General features: G+C 71.3%; 19 protein-coding genes and 1 pseudogene. 14 read left to right on the forward strand and 6 right to left on the reverse strand.

Annotated elements, in window-relative coordinates; all coding sequences use genetic code 11:
• Both AB0M88_RS39260 and AB0M88_RS39265 read right to left on the reverse strand, forming a co-directional pair.
• Positions 1-627 (reverse strand): DUF47 family protein, encoded by a 627-nt coding sequence (locus AB0M88_RS39260; protein WP_364110923.1) that lies wholly within the window; start codon positions 625-627, stop codon positions 1-3.
• 80 nt (positions 628-707) lie between these two features.
• The gene (locus AB0M88_RS39265; protein ID WP_364110924.1) at positions 708-1661 is read right to left on the reverse strand and encodes a hypothetical protein; all 954 of its coding nucleotides are present in this window, start codon (positions 1659-1661) and stop codon (positions 708-710) included.
• A gap of 88 nt (positions 1662-1749) precedes the next feature.
• On the opposite strand from AB0M88_RS39265, the gene sigJ reads away from it, so the two are divergent.
• Positions 1750-2652 carry an RNA polymerase sigma factor SigJ gene (sigJ, locus tag AB0M88_RS39270; RefSeq protein WP_364110925.1) on the forward strand — a complete coding sequence of 301 codons (903 nt, stop codon included), beginning with the start codon at positions 1750-1752 and terminating at the stop codon, positions 2650-2652.
• Here the strand turns inward: sigJ and AB0M88_RS39275 are convergent.
• Positions 2632-3138 carry a DUF402 domain-containing protein gene (locus tag AB0M88_RS39275; RefSeq protein ID WP_364110926.1) on the reverse strand — a complete coding sequence of 169 codons (507 nt, stop codon included), beginning with the start codon at positions 3136-3138 and terminating at the stop codon, positions 2632-2634. The two genes, sigJ and AB0M88_RS39275, sit on opposite strands and share 21 nt — an antisense overlap.
• A 155-nt stretch (positions 3139-3293) precedes the next feature.
• On the opposite strand from AB0M88_RS39275, the gene AB0M88_RS39280 reads away from it, so the two are divergent.
• From AB0M88_RS39280 to AB0M88_RS39295, 4 genes are all read left to right on the forward strand, one after another.
• The gene (locus AB0M88_RS39280; RefSeq protein WP_364110942.1) at positions 3294-5252 is read left to right on the forward strand and encodes an ATP-dependent DNA helicase; all 1959 of its coding nucleotides are present in this window, start codon (positions 3294-3296) and stop codon (positions 5250-5252) included.
• Positions 5253-5259: 7 nt separating this feature from the next.
• Complete coding sequence (locus AB0M88_RS39285; RefSeq protein WP_364110927.1) at positions 5260-5673, forward strand: NUDIX domain-containing protein; 414 nt, start codon at positions 5260-5262, stop codon at positions 5671-5673.
• Between the two features lie 83 nt (positions 5674-5756).
• Positions 5757-6617, forward strand: a complete 861-nt coding sequence (locus tag AB0M88_RS39290; RefSeq protein ID WP_364110928.1) for a hypothetical protein — start codon at positions 5757-5759, stop codon at positions 6615-6617.
• Between the two features lie 132 nt (positions 6618-6749).
• Positions 6750-9146 carry an RICIN domain-containing protein gene (locus tag AB0M88_RS39295; RefSeq protein WP_364110929.1) on the forward strand — a complete coding sequence of 799 codons (2397 nt, stop codon included), beginning with the start codon at positions 6750-6752 and terminating at the stop codon, positions 9144-9146.
• 229 nt (positions 9147-9375) lie between these two features.
• Here AB0M88_RS39295 and AB0M88_RS39300 read toward each other — a convergent pair whose 3' ends face one another.
• Positions 9376-9867 carry a hypothetical protein gene (locus AB0M88_RS39300; RefSeq protein ID WP_364110930.1) on the reverse strand — a complete coding sequence of 164 codons (492 nt, stop codon included), beginning with the start codon at positions 9865-9867 and terminating at the stop codon, positions 9376-9378.
• A 91-nt stretch (positions 9868-9958) separates the two neighbouring features.
• Between AB0M88_RS39300 and AB0M88_RS39305 the strand changes: the two genes are divergently transcribed.
• Positions 9959-10600: a hypothetical protein gene (locus AB0M88_RS39305; RefSeq protein WP_364110931.1), complete on the forward strand. Its 642-nt coding sequence runs from the start codon at positions 9959-9961 to the stop codon at positions 10598-10600.
• Here AB0M88_RS39305 and AB0M88_RS39310 read toward each other — a convergent pair.
• Positions 10594-10968 (reverse strand): DsrE family protein, encoded by a 375-nt coding sequence (locus AB0M88_RS39310; RefSeq protein WP_364110932.1) that lies wholly within the window; start codon positions 10966-10968, stop codon positions 10594-10596. The genes AB0M88_RS39305 and AB0M88_RS39310 overlap by 7 nt on opposite strands.
• A 14-nt stretch (positions 10969-10982) precedes the next feature.
• Between AB0M88_RS39310 and mtfM the strand changes: the two genes are divergently transcribed.
• Positions 10983-11087 carry a small membrane protein MtfM gene (gene mtfM, locus AB0M88_RS39315; RefSeq protein WP_364110933.1) on the forward strand — a complete coding sequence of 35 codons (105 nt, stop codon included), beginning with the start codon at positions 10983-10985 and terminating at the stop codon, positions 11085-11087.
• Positions 11084-11683, forward strand: coding sequence for an FABP family protein (locus AB0M88_RS39320; protein ID WP_364110934.1), 600 nt, complete (start codon positions 11084-11086; stop codon positions 11681-11683). The genes mtfM and AB0M88_RS39320 overlap by 4 nt, the downstream gene beginning before the upstream one ends.
• Here AB0M88_RS39320 and AB0M88_RS39325 read toward each other — a convergent pair.
• Positions 11680-12426, reverse strand: a complete 747-nt coding sequence (locus tag AB0M88_RS39325) for an aminotransferase class IV (RefSeq protein WP_364110935.1) — start codon at positions 12424-12426, stop codon at positions 11680-11682. The two genes, AB0M88_RS39320 and AB0M88_RS39325, sit on opposite strands and share 4 nt — an antisense overlap.
• 46 nt (positions 12427-12472) lie before the next feature.
• On the opposite strand from AB0M88_RS39325, the gene AB0M88_RS39330 reads away from it, so the two are divergent.
• The 6 genes and pseudogenes from AB0M88_RS39330 to AB0M88_RS39355 all read left to right on the forward strand — a co-directional run bounded on the left by AB0M88_RS39330 (position 12473) and on the right by AB0M88_RS39355 (position 16583).
• Positions 12473-12868, forward strand: coding sequence for a Fur family transcriptional regulator (locus tag AB0M88_RS39330; RefSeq protein ID WP_364110943.1), 396 nt, complete (start codon positions 12473-12475; stop codon positions 12866-12868).
• Position 12869: 1 nt separating this feature from the next.
• Positions 12870-13910: a folate-binding protein gene (locus AB0M88_RS39335; RefSeq protein ID WP_364110936.1), complete on the forward strand. Its 1041-nt coding sequence runs from the start codon at positions 12870-12872 to the stop codon at positions 13908-13910.
• A 15-nt stretch (positions 13911-13925) separates the two neighbouring features.
• Entirely contained in the window at positions 13926-14759 is an 834-nt protein-coding gene (locus AB0M88_RS39340) for a 3-keto-5-aminohexanoate cleavage protein (protein ID WP_364110937.1), read from the forward strand.
• On the forward strand, positions 14756-15664 hold the full coding sequence (locus tag AB0M88_RS39345; RefSeq protein ID WP_364110938.1) for an asparaginase: 909 nt from the start codon (positions 14756-14758) through the stop codon (positions 15662-15664). The genes AB0M88_RS39340 and AB0M88_RS39345 overlap by 4 nt, the downstream gene beginning before the upstream one ends.
• Positions 15665-15753: 89 nt before the next feature.
• A pseudogene (locus tag AB0M88_RS39350) lies at positions 15754-16113 on the forward strand (helix-turn-helix transcriptional regulator); the annotation flags it as partial.
• 23 nt (positions 16114-16136) lie between these two features.
• Complete coding sequence (locus tag AB0M88_RS39355; RefSeq protein ID WP_364110939.1) at positions 16137-16583, forward strand: hypothetical protein; 447 nt, start codon at positions 16137-16139, stop codon at positions 16581-16583.
• The last annotated feature ends 119 nt before the right edge of the window (positions 16584-16702 follow it).

A 16702-nucleotide genomic window follows, 5' to 3' on the forward strand; every position in this document is an offset into this window, starting at 1 on the left:
CTACGACTCCTTGACCGCTATGGTTTCGACCGTGTTGGCGACGTGCTCGAACGCGTCGCAGGCCGCCTCCAGTTCGTCGGCGACCTCCTTCATCTTCAGCACGGTCAGCGCGTCGTATTCGCCCGAGAAGAGGCGGACGAGCAGCATGCGATAGGACCGGTCGCCGTCGTTCTCGAGGCGGTTGATCTCGATCCAGTATTCCTCGAGGCCCTTCATCGAGCGCAGTCGCGGCATCGCGTCCGCGGTCACCTTGCTCTGCTGGTCGAGCACGTCGATCAGCTCGTGCATCTCGCGGGGCAGCGACGGCAGCTCGGTCAGGCCGTACAGATAGAGCAGGTTGCCGACCGCCTCGAGGTGGTCCATCACGTCGTCGAGCTGGGAGCCGAGCGAATAGATGTCGGCCCGGTCGAACGGGGTGATGAAGGTCGAGTTGATCTTCTTGTAGAGATCGTGGGTGATCTGGTCGCTGTCGTGCTCCACATCGGTCAGCCGGTCGCTGACCGACTGCACGTCGACCCCGGGCAGGGCCAGCTCATTGAGCAGGGCGGTGCCTTTCACGAGGTTGTGCGCGGCCCGGCTGAAGAGTTCGTAGAAAGCGCCCTCGACGGGGCGGAAGGAGAACTTCACAGCGGGAACCTCGTTCGGGGGCGCGGGATGGATCTCCAGGAACTCTAGCGGTCCGCCTCCGTTTACCCCTCGTTCGCCCGCTAAACGGGCTCTCGGCGACGATTCGGCTTCGGTGCGGTCGGCCGGGGCGAGGTACGGCGTACCGCCCGCGTCGGCAACGGCGCCTGCGGTACCTGGTCGGCCACCGGGTGGCGCCGCAGGTGGCGTACGAGACCGGGCAGTTCGGTGTCGGCGATCACGTCGACGCCGGCCGCGCCGAGCTCGGTCCAGACCGCGCGCCGGGCCCGGTGGGAGCCGCCGGGCAGGCCGGAGAGGCGTACGGTCCGCCCGTCCTCGTGGGCGGCGCGCACCATGGCGTGCAGTTGGTGGCGCTCCTCGGCCGGGATCGGCTCCCGCCCGTCCCAGCCGAACCGGCGGGTCCACGGCTCGCTGATCATCGGTACGAGCGAGGGCGGCGCGGCGTGTGAGCCCAGGTCGTCGAAGGTGCCGTCGGCGAAGGCGTACCGCAGCGGCTGGGCCGCGAGCAGCTCGCGCACGTCGACGATGCCGGAGATCGTGACTGTCACCGCGCCCGGCACCAGTTCGCCGCCGTCGCACCGGCTGAGCAGGCTGGCGTGGTCGCGCAGCTGCTGGTCGAGCATGCGGTAGGCCCGCAGCAGTGTCTCGGCGTCCCGGTTGGCCCCGGCGAACTCGACCACCAGCCGGAACGGGACCCGCTGGTCGCGGCGCAGCCGGCCGCCCCGGATCTTGGCCCGGGTGAAGAGCGGGGAGAGGACGAGGCGGCGCAGCGTACGGCCGGGCTCGGGTGCGCCGGGCCCGAGGAACAGCTCGCCGTGCGGCCCCGGCATCACCGGTACGGTCATGCCGCCCAGCCCGAGCCGCAGCACCCGGGGGAGCGGGTCGGCCTGGTCGCGTCCGGCCAGGGCGTGCCCGGACGGCTGGAACGGGCGGGGCCGGCGCAGCAGGGCGACGCCGGCGTAGGCCGCTCCGGCCAGGCCCGCGAGTCCGCCCGCGTAGGTCGCCGAGTCGTTCATACCCCACCACCCGATTAGTACGTAATGCCCGGTTCCTACTGTGGCATACACGCTACTTCCGATCGGGAATCTCGCGCAGAATTCCTCCATGCCGTCAACCGTCGAGGAGCCCGCCGCGCAATTCGAGGCCGAGCGTCCCCACCTGCTGGCCGTCGCCTACCGGATGCTGGGCAGCCGGGCCGAGGCCGAGGACGCCGTGCAGGAGGCCTGGCTGCGCTACGCCAAGGTGCGCACCGGCGGCGAGATCCACGACCTGCGTGGCTGGCTCACCACGGTCACCGGGCGGATCTGCCTCGACGTGCTCAAGTCGGCCCGAGTCCGGCGCGAGGCCTATCCCGGCCAGTGGCTGCCGTCGATCCTCGTCGACCCGGACGAAGACCCGGCCCGCCGCGTCGAGATGAGCGACCAGGTGGGGCTGGCGCTGCTGGTCGTCCTGGAACGGCTCACCCCCGAGCAGCGGGTCGCCGTGGTGCTGCACGACGCGTTCGGCATGCCGTTCGCCGACGTGGCGACCGTGCTCAACACGACCGAGAACGCGGCCCGGCAACACGCGTCACGCGGCCGCCGGGCGATCGCCGAGGGCGGCGTACGTCATAACGCGGACCTCGCCGAACAGCGCCGGGTCCTGACCGCCTTCCTGGCCGCCGCGGGAAGCGGCGACGTTCAGGCCCTGGCCGCCGTGCTCGCGCCCGATGTGGTCACCATCGGTGACGGCGGCGGTCACGTCCCGACCGCGCCCCGGATCGTCGAGGGCGCCGAACGGGTGGCCCGCTTCTGGATCGGCATCTTCTCGGCCCGGCAGATCGACGTGCGCTCGCTGGACATGCGGCCGGTGCTGGTCAACGGCGAGGTCGGACTGCTCGTGCGCGGCACGTGGCCGGACGGCCGGCCGGTGCTCGCGGTCGTCGTCGCGGCGGTCGCCGACGGGGTGATCACCGGGATCTTCAATCAGATGAACCCGGACAAGATCCTACTGAGTGACCGCCTGTAGGAACTTGTGGTAGTGCGAGGCGAACGGCTCGCTGCCGTCGCCCAGCGCCACCATCAGCTTGCCGGCCGCCGCACGGGCCTCCACGACCAGGTCGTCGGGGTAGCCGAACTGCTCCCGGTGCTCGTCGAACTCGTCCTCGTCGCGCAACTCGACCACCCCGGTCTCGCGCCGGCGCACCACGTCGAGGTCGAGGTCGATGATGTGCACCGTGTCGCCCTCCCACCGGGCCGGCGTGGTGATGTCGCAGTAGACCTCGCTGGTGCGCGGCGGCGGGTTGAACATGCCCGTCCACCAGGCGTGATGCGGGATGAGCAGGACGAACGGGATCTGCTCGACCGACGGGCGGCCATGGTAGACCGACGGGGTTCCGCGGGTGACGCCGAGCCACACGCCCAGCTCGTCGGTGTCGAAACGACGGGCGGGGTAGTCCCGGTGCGCCGAACCGTCGTACTTGGTGTAGACGACCCGGACCGTCTCGTTCGGCATGCCCAGAACCCTAACGGTGGTCGGCTTCTGTCGGTGGTGGCGGGTACCTTCTCTGCGTGCCCGCAGCCAAGCCGAAGAACGCGACCGCCGAGCAGCTTCTCACCGCCGCGGTCGGCGCGGTGCCTGGTGGCGCCGCCCGGCCCGGACAGCAGGCGATGGTCGCCGCGATCGACCGGGCGATACGTGAAAAGGAACACCTTCTCGTCCAGGCCGGCACGGGCACCGGCAAGAGTCTGGCCTACCTGACCCCGTCGCTGCTGGTCGACGGCCCGGTCGTGGTGTCGACCGCCACACTCGCCCTGCAAAACCAGTTGGTCGAGCACGACCTGCCCCGGCTGTCCGCGGCCGTCGAGCCGGTGCTCGGCCGCCAGCCGACCTTCGCCGTGCTCAAGGGCCGCCACCACTACCTGTGCATGGCCAAGATGGAGCACGCCGACGAGGAGGCGCCGACCGACACGCTCTTCGACGACGCGCCGCCGCGGGCCACCCAGTGGCTCGGCGAGGCGGGCCGGCTCGGCAAGCAGATCCAGCGGCTGCAGGCCTGGGCGGAGAAGACCGAGACCGGCGACCGCGACGAGCTCGACCCGGGCGTCGACGACACGGCCTGGCGGCAGGTCTCGATGCCGGCCCGCGACTGCGTCGGGGCGGTCAAATGCCCGTACGGTGCGGAGTGTTTCGCCGAGGCGTCGCGGGCCCGCGCCCGCGAGGCCGACATCGTGGTCACCAACCACAGCCTGCTCGCCGTCGACATGCTCGCCGACCGTCACATCGTCCCGCCCCACAAGCTGCTGATCATCGACGAGGCGCACGAGCTGGCCGACCGGGTCTCCTCGGCGTCCCAGGCCGAGCTCACCCCCGACGCGATCGAGCGCTGCGCCCGCCGCTCCAAGACCCTGCTGCCGCCCGCGGCGGCCGAGTCGCTGGCCGAGGCGGCCGACGCGCTCACGGTCGGCCTGGCCGACATCCCGGCCGGCCGGCTGACCACCGGCCTGCCGGAGCCGCTTCGGCAGGCGGTCACGCTTCTGGAGGCGGCAACCCGGGCCGGCCTCACGGCGATCGGCGACGTCAAGGCCGATGACCCCGATCCCGTACGCAAGCAGCAGGCCAAAGCCGCCCTCGGTGAGCTCAGCGACACCGCCCAGCGGCTGCTCGAGGAGTCCGCCTTCGACGTCGCCTGGGTCGAGAAGTCCGACATGGGCAGTGGCCGCCGGGCGCTCGTGGTCGCCCCGCTCTCGGTCGCCGGCACCCTGGCTCAGGGCCTCTACACCGACCGTACGGTCGTGGCGACCTCGGCCACGCTGACCCTGGGCGGCCGGTTCGACACGGTCGCCCGCTCGCTCGGACTGCCGGCGGCCGCTCCGGGGGTGCCGTCGCCGCGCAGCGAGGTCGCCGAGGCGGCCGCTCCCGGTTCCCTCACCGCCGACGCGCCCGCGGTCTCCGGTGACGGCTGGACGTCGCTCGACGTCGGCTCCCCGTTCGACTACCCCAAGCAGGGCATCCTCTACGTCGCCGCCCACCTGCCCCGGCCGCAGATGTCCGGCCTGCCCGACGCGGCCGGCGACGAGCTGCTCAAGCTGGTCGAGGCGCTCGGCGGCCGCACGCTCGGCCTCTTCTCGTCGCGGAAGGCCGCCACTCAGGCGGCCGAGCTGCTGCGGGCCCGGACCGACCTGCCGATCCTGCTCCAGGGCGAGGAGTCGTTGCCGCTGCTGGTCCGCAAGTTCCGCGACGACAAGGCGAGCTGCCTGTTCGGCGTGATGTCCCTCTGGCAGGGCGTCGACGTGCCGGGCGACGCGTGCCAGCTGGTCGTGATCGACCGGCTGCCGTTCCCCCGCCCCGACGAGCCCCTGGCCGCGGCCCGCTCGGCGGCGGTCGACTCGGCCGGCGGCTCCGGCTTCGCCTCGGTCAGCGTGCCGATCGCGGCCGTACGCCTCGCCCAGGGGGTGGGCCGCCTGATCCGCTCGACCGGCGACAAGGGCGTGGTCGCGGTCCTCGACTCCCGCCTCGAGACGGCCCGCGGCTATGGCGCCTTCCTGCGCAAGTCACTCCCGCCGTTCTGGTACACGACCCGTCCCGACGTGGCGATCGGCGCCCTCCAGCGCCTCGCCAAGAGCTGAGGCCCCGTTGCTCGAGATCGCCTGCATCTTCCTGGTCGACCGGGCCGGCGCCCTGCTCCTGCAACTGCGCGACGACAAAGCCCCCTACTACCCCAACGTGTGGGGCCTGCCCGGTGGCGCGGTCGAGCCGGGCGAGACCCCGGGTGAGGCGGCCGTCCGCGAACTGTGGGAGGAGACGTCGCTGCGCCCGTCGGGCCCGCTGACGCTCTTCACCCGCCAGGAGCTGCCGGTCCAGAGCCGGGTCAAAAACTACTTCTACGGCCCGACGACGGCGGCCCAGTCCGATGTGGTGCTGGGCGAGGGCGCCGCGATGCTCTTCATCCCGGCCGACGAGGTGCTGGCCCGCCCGTTCACGCCGGGCTCGGCCGAGGTCATCGACCAGTTCCTGGTCTCACCGGCCTACGCCGCCCTCCGCCGCTGAGGGTCACGCCACGTTGAGCTGGATATCCCTGATCCGGGCCGCAACGTTCGGCGGTGGTCGGCGGGCGTGTCACCATGGCTGCCGTGACGCAGCCACCGACGCAGCCGGACAAGCGATCTCGGCGCCGGGTGTTGCTATGGGTGGTCGTGGCCTGGGGTGTCGTCGTGGGCGGCCTCGCGGCGTGGGGCGTGTGGCATGAGCCGGCGACCGTGCCCGAGCAGCGGAGCGCCGAGCAGGCGCTGCCGGCATTCCGGGCGGCGGTCGGCAGCCTCTTCGCGGCCGCCGGGGGGCCGGGGCGGGCGGTCGTGCTCGGCGGGCTCCAGGTGCAGTCGGGGTGCCGGGTCACGCCGGTGCGGCACGGGGTCGCTCTCACCCGGGATGTGACCGTCTATGTGCGGGCGGGGGAGCAGCGGGCCGACATCGAGGCGATCGCGGCGGGGCTGCCGGGGGGCTACAAGGCGCAGGTGACGGCGAGCCGGGGTGGCACGCAGTTCACGCTGCACGCCGATGCCGGGAGTTTCATCGCCGTCGACCTTCAGGCCGATGTCGGGGATTCGGCGCTGACCGTCGAGGTGTCGAGCGGTTGCCGGCCGGTCGGTGACGCCGGGGTCGATCGCGCCGACCCGAGTGTGGGTCCGGCGCCGGCCGCGCTCCAGGCGGTGCTGACGCTGTTCGGGGTGCCCGGCCCGACGAGTGCCGCCGACACCCCGGGCAAGGTTACGACCCAGGGGGTGGGCTGTCCGCGGGGCGGGACGGCCGGGACCTGGTCGGTCGGCGCGGTCAAGGCGCCGGGGGACTGGCGTAAGCGGCTCGGGGCGGTGGCGTCGGGGTCGGCCGTGGTGCGGTCCGATCCGACGCGCTGGGCCTATCGGACCGGTGGCGACTCGGTCGTGGTCGTCAGCGACGGGACCGGGCTGCGGGTCAGCGTCTCCAGCTCCTGCTGACCGGTTGCCCTAATTCACCACGGCGCGCGGGCGAACAGCCCTTCGCATTTACAGAGATGAATTAGAGCATTAACATTCTGTAACGCAAAGGCTCGCACATAATCGCTCATAAGCGCACGCGGGAGGCCTGCCGTGGAACGTCGTACCCTGCTGGTCGGAGCGGCGGCCGTCGCGGCCTCGCCGCTGGTCGGAGGCGTCGCCGCCGAGGCGGCGGCGCCGGGCTACGTGGTCAACCGGGCGCCGCTGCACCCGGACGCCTTCCTGCGGCTCCCGCCCGGCTCGACCCGGGCCGGCGGCTGGCTCGCGACCCAACTCGGCTATCAACTGGACGGCCTCAACGGCCGGATGACCGAGGTCTCCCACTTCCTGCAGTACGACAACACCGGCTGGATCCACCCCAACCTCGTCGGGTGGGAGGAACTGCCGTACTGGCTCAAGGGATTCAGCAGCCTCGGCTTCGTGACCGGCGACTCCCGGGTGCAGACCGAGACCACCAAATGGGTCAACGGCGTGCTCGCCACCCAGGCCTCCGACGGCTGGTTCGGGCCGACCGGGCTGCGCACCAGCCTCAACGGCGGCCCCGACTTCTGGCCCCACATGCCGATGCTCCACGCCCTGCGGTCCTACGCCGAATACACCGGCGACGCCCGCATCGTGCCGGCCTTCTCGCGCTTCTTCCAGTTCGTCAACAACCAAGGCGCAAGCGCCTTCAATCAAAGCTGGGGAAGCCTGCGCTGGGCGGACACGCTCGAGGTGGTCTTCTGGACCTTCAACCGTACGGGCGAGAGCTTCCTGCTCGACCTGGCCCGAAAGATTCACGCGAACTCGGCGAACTATGTCAACAACCTGCCGTCACTGCACAACGTCAACCTCGCGCAGGGGTTCCGGGAGCCGGCCGTCTACTCGATCCTGAGCGGCGATGCGGCGCACCGGCAGGCGAGCTACAACGACTACAACTCGATCATGGGGGCGTACGGGCAGTTCCCGGGCGGCGGGTTCGCCGGGGACGAGAACGCGCGGCCCGGGTTCGGCGACCCCCGGCAGGGCTTCGAGACGTGCGGGATCGTCGAGTTCATGGCCAGCCACGAGATCCTCACCCGGATCACCGGCGACCCGATCTGGTCGGACCGGGTCGAGCAGCTGGCGTTCAACTCGCTGCCGGCCGCGCTCGACCCTCACCAACGCGGCATTCACTACGTCACGAGTGCCAACAGCATCGCGCTGCTCGACCGGCCGGGCAGCCAGGCCCAGTTCCAGAACGGGTTCGCGATGCAGGCGTACATGCTGGGCATCGACAACTACCGGTGCTGCCCGCACAACTACGGGATGGGCTGGCCGTACTACGTCGAGGAGATGTGGGTGGCCACACCGGACGGTGGGCTGGCGGCGACCCTGCACGGGCCGTCGACGGTCACCGCCCGCGTCGGCGACGGGACCAGCGTGACGATCAAGGCGGATACGAGCTATCCGTTCTCGGACACCATCACCTACACGGTCACGACCCCTCGCTCGTTGTCGTTCCCCCTCTACTTCCGGATTCCCGGGTGGTGCGCGAATCCGACCATGGCCGTGAACGGGGCCGCTGTTTCTGTGGGCGGCGGGCCCGCGTACGGAAAAATCGCACGGACCTGGACCACCGGTGACCGCGTCGTTCTCCGCCTGCCGATGCAGGCGAAAGCCCGGAAATGGGCGGCCGGCCACAACGCGGTCTCGGTCGATTTCGGCGCCCTGACCTTCTCCCTGGCGATCACCGAGAACTGGGCGCAGACCGGCGGCACCGCGACCTGGCCGACCCGCGAGGTGCGTCCCGGATCGGCCTGGAATTACGGGCTCGACGGGGCTTCGTCCTTCGCCGTCACAACCGGCCTCGGCAATGTCAACGACCCGTTCACGCCGGCCACCGCGCCCATTCGCATCACGACGCCGGCGCGGAAGATTCCGAACTGGAAGGCCGATGTCGACCAGATCGTGACGACACTGCAGAACAGTCCGGCCCCCTCCACGTCGCCGGCCGAAACCGTCACGCTGATTCCGATGGGCGCGGCCCGGCTGCGCATCACGGCGTTCCCGGCGATCGGCGCCGGAACGCCGTGGCAGGACACCAGCCTGGCCTACAAAATCCAGAACCAGAACAGCGGCAAAGTGCTCGGCGTCGACGTGATGTCGCTGGCCAACAGCGCCCGGGTCGTGCAGTTCGCGGACAGCGGGACGGCCGACCACCTGTGGCGGCTCCTCGACAACGGCGACGGCTGGTTGAAAATTCAGAACGTCAACTCGGGCAAGCTGCTCGGCGTCGACCAGATGTCGACCGCGGATTCGGCCCAGGTGGTGCAGTTCGAGGACAACGGAACGGCCGACCACCTGTGGCAACTGGTCGACAACGGCGACGGGTGGGTCCGGATCCGCAACAAGAACTCGGGCAAGCTGCTCGGCGTCGACCGGATGTCGACCGCCGACTCGGCCAACGTGGTGCAGTTCAGCGACAACGGGACGGCTGATCACAACTGGCGCGTGATTGCCGACAGTTGATAGCGGTGCCAATGGTTTGTGCCGTCTTCCGCAAAAGCCGAGTAGGCGAAAACCGCCCGCCATAGCGTGAAACCGCGAGCGGCTCGCCGATGGGTCGCGTTTGATTTCGACTCGACGGTGGGGACGCGGCGCGGATGTACCGGGGGATGCACAGAAACCTGATGCGGCCGGAGGTGTCGCTGTCGGCGATCGTCGTCGGCCTCGTGATGATCGTGCTCGGGGTGGTCGCCTATTCGGTCCAGAGCACGCGATACGCGAACGCGGTCGACGTGGTCTGTCCGTCGTCGGCGGCTCCGTCGACCGAGCCGACGACAACTCCGACCGCTGGTTCGACGTCGACCAGCCCGGCGACACAGCCGACAACCGCGCCGACGACGCCCGCTGCGACCCCGAGTGCTTGCTCCACGAGCTCGGCCGCGACCACGCCGGTCACGACGGCGCCTACTACGGCACCGGTCACCACTGCGACGACCACCGCGCCGATCACGACAACGCCGACGACGGCTCCGACCAGCGCACCCGCAACGACGGCTCCGGCAACGACGGCTCCGGCAACGACGGCTCCGGCAACGACCGCCACGTCGGTGCCCACGACGCCGGTCACCTCGGCGTCCACGACGACAACGGCCACTTCAGCTCCGACGACGACGGCCACATCGGCGCCCACGACGCCGGCCACCTCAGCGCCCACGACAACGACGGCCACGACGTCGCCGGCCACCAGCCTGCCGTCGGCCTCGCCCAGCAGCTCCGGTGGAGTTCCCAACGCTCCGACCAGGGTCACCGCGACCGGCGGCTACTCGTCGATCAAGGTGTCGTGGTCGGCGCCCGCGTCGAACGGGGTGGCGATCACCGGCTACCGGGCCGGCGCCTCGCCCGGGCCGGCCAGCTGCACCGCCGGGCCCGGCGCCACCGACTGCGTGATCGGGGCGGAGGCCGGGACGGCGTACACCGTAAGCGTTGTCGCCCTCTCAGCCGGCGGCCCGTCGCCGGCCTCGAGTCCGTCCGGCAGTGTGGTGCCGTCGGCACCGGTTGTCAGCTCGACCCCGCCCGTGACCAGCCTGCCGCTGGACACCGGGAACGGCCCGATCTCGTCGGCCTCGCCCGGCGAGGCCCTGGTCGTGAAGGGCGGCGGCTACGCGCCCTACTCCTCGGTGACCATCGCCATCTATTCGTCGCCCCAGGTGCTGGCGACCGTGCGGGCCGACCGGCTGGGCGCGTTCGAGCAGTCGGTGACCGTGCCCGCGGGCCTGCCGGCCGGCATTCACTCGTTCGTGGCCGCCGGCGTCGACGGGGACGGCAACGTGCGGGCGCTGCGGCTGGACCTGACCGTGGCGGCGTCCGGTGGCAGCAGCTCGCTGCCGATCACCGGACCGGCCGTGCTCTGGCTGATCGTCGGCGGCTTCGCGCTGACGCTGGCCGGTGTCGGGATGCGGCTGGTCAAGCGTCAGTAGACGACCGCCTGGGCACTGTCGCCCATGATCTCCTCGACGAAGACGGCGGCGCCCGCGATGCGGATGCCCTCGAGCACGTCGTCGGGTCCGATGCCGCGCCGGACCGCACACTGCGTGCAGGCGGTGACCCGGCCGTTCTCGAGCAGCAGTTCGAGCAGGTCGGGCAGGGGCGCGGCGTGCGGCAGCTCGAACTCGGCCGCCCGCCCGGGCAGCGCGAACCAGGTCGACTCCCCGGTCAGCCAGAACGAGACGTCCACCCCGGACGCGGCGGCCGTGCTCGCCACCGTGAACGCCTGCGAACAGCGCTCCGGAGCGTCCGCGCCGGCGGTTGCCTTGACGACCAGCAAGCGTGCCATGGGGGCCAGCATAGGATGGGCCGGTCATGGTTACGGAGATCGGGTTCGTGAGCCTGCTGGTCGCCGGTTTGGGCGGCATGGCGGGCGGTTTGGGCTATCTGGCGGTGCGCATTTCTAGGGGGCGTTGGTGACCGACGAAAATCCGCTGGGCCCGCCGCCCTGGCTCAACGCGCCGCCGGTCGAGCGTTTCCCCTACGAAGACACGCACGACCTGCGCAGCGGCCCCGACCTGCATCCGGCCCTGCTCGGGCTGCTGCCGTTCGTCGGGCTGTGGCGTGGTCGCGGGCAGGGCGGGTTCCCGGCCGACGAGGACTACGACTTCGCCCAGGAGATCCGGATCAGTCACGACGGCCGGCCGTTCCTGCGGTTCGAGGCGCGGTCCTGGCTGCTCGACGCCGACTCCAAGCCGCTCGGCAACTGGCAGGCCGAGCAGGGCTACTGGCGTCCGGTGCTGACCGACGACGGCCGGGCGACCGACGAGATGGAAGCCACGATGATCAGCCCCGAGGGCGTGGCCGAGATCTACGTCGGCAAGACCATCGGCTCGACCCGGCTCGAGATCGAGGCCGACGCCATCGCCTACACGCCGGGTGGCCTGCACGTGACCGGCGGGCACCGGCTCTTCGGCATCGTCGAGGGGGCCCTGCTCTATGCGCACGAGCAGGCGGTCGACGACAGCGGCCTGCGCCCCCACATGTCGGCCCGGCTGCTCCGCATCGGCGGCTAAGGGAAGCCGAGCATCGCCTGGAGGCGCCCGGTCCACGGCGAGCGGGCGCGCGCCGCGCCGTCGAGTGACACCGCCTCGGCCAGGCCGCGCAGAGACGAGGCGAGCCAGATCGCGTCGGCTGAGGCCAGCTCCGGCAGCGTCACCATCCGCTCGGCGGCCCGAAGACCGGCCGACCCGGCCAGCGAGAGCAGGTGGGCGGCGGTGATGCCGGGCAGGATCGGCGCCTGCGAGGGCGGCACCGTGCCCAACGTGTCACCGGCCAGCCAGACGATCGAGGCGGTCGGGGCTTCCAGGACGTACCCCTCGCTCGAGAGCCAGACCACGTCGTCGGCGTCATGTCGCCCCGCCCAGCGCCGCGCCGCGAAATTGCTCGCGTAGGAGAGTGACTTGGCCGCCGCGAGTGACCACGGCGGTCGCCGGTCGACGGCGACGCCGAGATCGGCGCTCAGCAGCCGGATTCCCTCGCGTCGCTCGCGCCGCACGGCCGGGTCGATGGAAGAGACCGTGATGTGCAGTGACTCCCGGGTCGCCATGATCCGCAGGGCGCCCTCGGGGTCGGCGGCCGGCGATCCGATCTGTTCGGTGAGAGACGGCGGCAGCGCCAGGTCGAGCAGGGCGGCGGAGCGGGCCAGCCGGTCGAGATGCGCGCCGAGCAGCCAGGGCCCGGACGGCCGCAGGTGCACCGTTTCGAACACGCCGTCCCCGAACAGCTCGGCGGCCGATACGAGCAAGCGGTCGGACACCGCCGGAGCGTAACCTTTCAGTGTGTCCGCCACTTCACTTGCCGCCATGCTCCGGGAGCGCGGCCTGCGGCTCACCCCGCAGCGCCAGCTGATTCTCGAAGCGGTGCACGGGCTGGGTCACGCCACGCCCGAGCAGGTGCACACGGCCGTGCGCGAGCGGGTCGCGGGCGTCAACATCACCACGGTCTATCGCACCCTCGAGCTGCTCGAGGAGCTGGGCCTGGTCAATCACACCCACCTGTCGCACGGCTCTCCGACCTATCACACCGCGGGTGAGGATCAGCACGTTCACCTCGTCTGCCGTGGATGCGGCTCGATCAGTGAGGTAGACCCGAGTGTGATGCGACCGGTGACCGACCGGCTGCTGACCGAGCGGGGCTTCCGGGTCGATGTCGGCCATGTGTCCCTGTTCGGTGTCTGCGGGGACTGTAAGGAGCTGTGAGATGACCGTGGTCATGGTCGAGGATCTCGATCCCACGTCGGCCGACGCGGGCGTTCCCGCTCACTACGGCGACCCGATGCGCGAGCAGCGCACCCTCGCCACCGCGGTCGGCCTGGTCGACCGCTCCAACCGCGACGTGATCGCGGTTCCGGGCGACGAGCGCGCCGGCTGGCTGCACACCCTGACCAGCCAGCACCTGTCCGACCTGGGCAAAGACCAGGGCAGTGAGCTGCTGGTCCTGTCGCCGCACGGCCACGTCGAGCAGCACGCCTACGTGACCGAGGACGGCACCACGGCCTGGCTCGACACCGAGCCCGGGGCCGGCGCGGGCCTCCTGAAATATCTCGAGATGATGCGCTTCTTCACCCGGGTCGAGCCGCGCGACGCGTCCGGCGAGATCGCGGTGCTCTCGCTGGTCGGCCCGGGTGCGGCCGATCTCTTCCCCGGCCTCGCCGCGCCGCGGCTCGGCGCGGTTCCCGGTCCGAAATTCGCTTCCGGCACGGTGCCCTCCGAGCCCACTTCGTTGTACGCGGCGGCCCCGTTCCACGGCGGCCTGGCCCGCCGGGTGCCTTCGGGGGTCGATCTGCTCGTCCCGCGGGAAGCCAAGACCGCGGTGATCGAGCAGCTGGGCGTTCCGCTCGCCGGCCTGCTGGCCTACGAGGCGATCCGGGTCGAGCACCGCCGGCCGCGGCTGGGCTGGGAGACCGACCACCGCACGATCCCGGCCGAGGCCGAGCTGGTCGCCGCCGCCGTGCACCTCGACAAGGGCTGCTACCGCGGTCAGGAGACGGTGGCCCGCGTGCACCACCTGGGCCGGCCGCCCCGCCGCCTGGTTCTGCTGCACTTCGACGGCATCGCCACCGACCAGCCGCCGGCCCAGGGCACCCCGGTCGTGTCGGGCGGGCGTGAGGTCGGTTTCATCGGCACCGCCGTGCGGCACCACGAGCTGGGCCTGGTCGCCCTGGCCGTGCTCAAGCGCAACGTGGCCGACGACGCTCCGCTCAGTGTCGGGGAGTCGGCAGTCGCGATCGACCCGTCCTGAACTAACGTTCACGCCATGACCGGGACCGTGATCACCGTTGCTCCGACCGGCGCCGAGAGCAGTAAGGCGGACGTACCCGTCCTGCCCGTGACGCTCGACGAGCTCGTCTCGACGGCCAAGGAATGTGAGGCGCTGGGCGCCGCGATCATTCACGTGCACATCCGGGGCGCGGACGCCGAGCCGACCCTCGACCAGGGCCGGCTGCGGGCGACGGTGGACGCGCTGCGCGAGAGCACCGACCTGATCGTGCAGCTCTCGTCGGGCGGCGCGGTGACCGACCCGGAGGCCGACCGGCTGGCCGTGCTCGACTGCGGACCCGAGATGGCGTCCTGCACGATGGGCACGGTCAACTTCGGTGACGGCGTGTTCATGAACCGCTGGGAGTTCATCGTCGACCTGCACACCCGCATGCAGGAGCGCGGTGTCGTGCCGGAATACGAGATCTTCGACCTGGGCCAGCTCACCACGCTGCAGCGCCTGCTCGGCAAGTACGGGCTGCCGGCCGGCGGCCACGTGCACTGCGACCTGGTGATGGGCGTGCCGGGCGGGATGCCCGGCACCGCGGCCGCCCTGGTCGCGTGCGAGCAGGCGATCCGCGACCTGCCCGAGGGCACCACGTTCTCGGCGACCGGCATCGGCCGCACCACGATCCCGGTCATGCTCGCGTCGCTTTCGGCCGGCGGTCACCTGCGGGTCGGCCTGGAAGACACAGTCACTTATGCGAAGGGCCGTCCGGTGGAGTCCAACATGCAGCTGGTGGCCCGGGCGGTCGGCTTCGCCCAGCTGGCCCAGCGCCCACCACTGACCGCCGCCGAGACCCGCGACCTGCTAGGGGTGCCGACCCGATGATCGTTGCCGAGGTTGTCCGGTCGGGTTTTGTGGAGAGCGTGCACCACGGTTCAGTCGCGGTGAACGGAGGCCGCAGCCGCGGCGACGTGACCAGCCCGATCTTCCCGCGCTCGTCCAACAAGCCGCTGCAGGCCGTCGGCATGCTGCGGGCCGGCCTGGTCCCGCGCGAACCGGCCGACCTGGCCCTGATCAGCGGCAGCCACTTCGGCGAGCCGTTCCACATCCAGCGCGTACGCGAGATCCTGGCCGCGGCCGGCCTCGACGAGAGCTCGCTGATGTGTGCCCGCGGCCTGCCGCTGCACGAGGAGGCCCGCAACGACTGGCTGCGGTCCGGCGGTGGCCCCGAGCGCGTCCTGATGAACTGCTCGGGCAAGCACGCCGGCATGCTCGCCACCTGCGTCGCCAACGACTGGCCGCTGGACTCCTACCGCGACCCCAAGCACCCGCTCCAGGTGGCGCTCGCCGAGGCGGTCACCGACCTGGTCGGCGAGCCGATCGCGGCGGTCGGGGTGGACGGCTGCGGCGCGCCGGTCTTCGGGTTCTCGCTGACCGCGCTGGCCCGGTCGTTCCAGCGGTTGGTCGACGCGGCGCCGGGCACCCCGGAGCGGCTGGTCGCCGACCAGATGCGGGCGCATCCCGAGCTGGTGGCCGGCACCGGCGGCGACGACACGGTGCTCATGGGTGGCGTGCCCGGTCTGCTGGTCAAGGCCGGGGCCGAGGGTGTCGTGGCGGCCGCGTTGCCGGGCGTCGGAGCGGTCGCGATCAAGATTGACGACGGGGCGGCGCGGGCGCGTACGCCGGTCCTGCTCGACGCGTTGCGGGAGCTCGGGGCCATGCCGCCGGCTCTCCGGAGCCCGATCACCGGCGGCGACGAAGAGGTCGGCGAGGTGCGACCCGTACGGTGACCCTGAGGTCTCTCCGGGTGACAGGCTTCACGCTAGCTACAGTTAGCATTCCGCTTGCAGGAGCAAGCAGGGCGAGCTAGTTTCGGTGTATGGCCACGCCCAAAGACCTGCCCCAGGACATCGGCGGTTTCATCAAAGACCTGCGGCAGACCGCCAAGATCTCGCTCCGGCAGCTCGCCGACCGGGCGGGCGTGAGCAATCCGTACCTCAGCCAGATCGAGCGTGGCCTGCGCAAGCCGAGCGCTGAGGTGTTGCAGCAGATCGCCAGTGCGCTGCGGGTGTCGACGCCCGCGATGTACCTGCGGGCCGGTCTGCTCGACGGCGAGGGCCAGCAGGGGGTGCTGGCCGCGATCGCCGTCGACCCCGACCTGACGATCGCGCAGAAGCAGTCGCTGTCGCAGATCTACGAGACGTTCCGCAACGAAAACCGGCGCACAGCCGACGAGACCACTGACAATCCCGAGGAGTCGAAATGACCGAGCAGACCAAGACCCGTTTCCCCGCCCCGCTCTACGCCGCCGCCGGCGCCGGTGACCTGGCCTACCGGCAGCTGCGCAAGCTGCCCGCGGTGGTCAACCAGATCAGCGAGCGGGCCGCCGCCTCCCTGCGCACCGCCAACGAGCAGGCCGGCACCAAGGCCTCCGAGCTGCGCGAGCGGGCCGCGACCACCGACTTCGACGCGCTGCGGGGCAACGCGGCCAGCGTCGCCACCACCTTCGCCCAGATCGCCCAGGACCGCGCGGTCGCCGTCTATACCGCCCTGGTCGCGCGCGGCGAGCGCGTGGTCGGCAGCGGCGTGGTCGACGCGGCCGACGTGGTCAACGCCGACCTGACCACCACCGAGGCGCCGAAGGCGGTCGAGGCGGCCCAGGCCACGCCGAAGCCCCGCAAGAAGGCCGCCAAGCCGGCCGCGGAGTAATCCCCGCCCCAGCTCGAACCGGCACATGACCAGCGGGGGCCCCGGGCGGGCGGGGGGCCCCCCCACTCCCGGGTCTAGATGGGGTGGGGCCCGCCGTCGGCTTTGGAGTTAGGTTAAAA

Origin of the sequence: Actinoplanes sp. NPDC051411 (genome assembly GCF_040682075.1) — a bacterium.
Classification (GTDB): domain Bacteria; phylum Actinomycetota; class Actinomycetes; order Mycobacteriales; family Micromonosporaceae; genus Actinoplanes.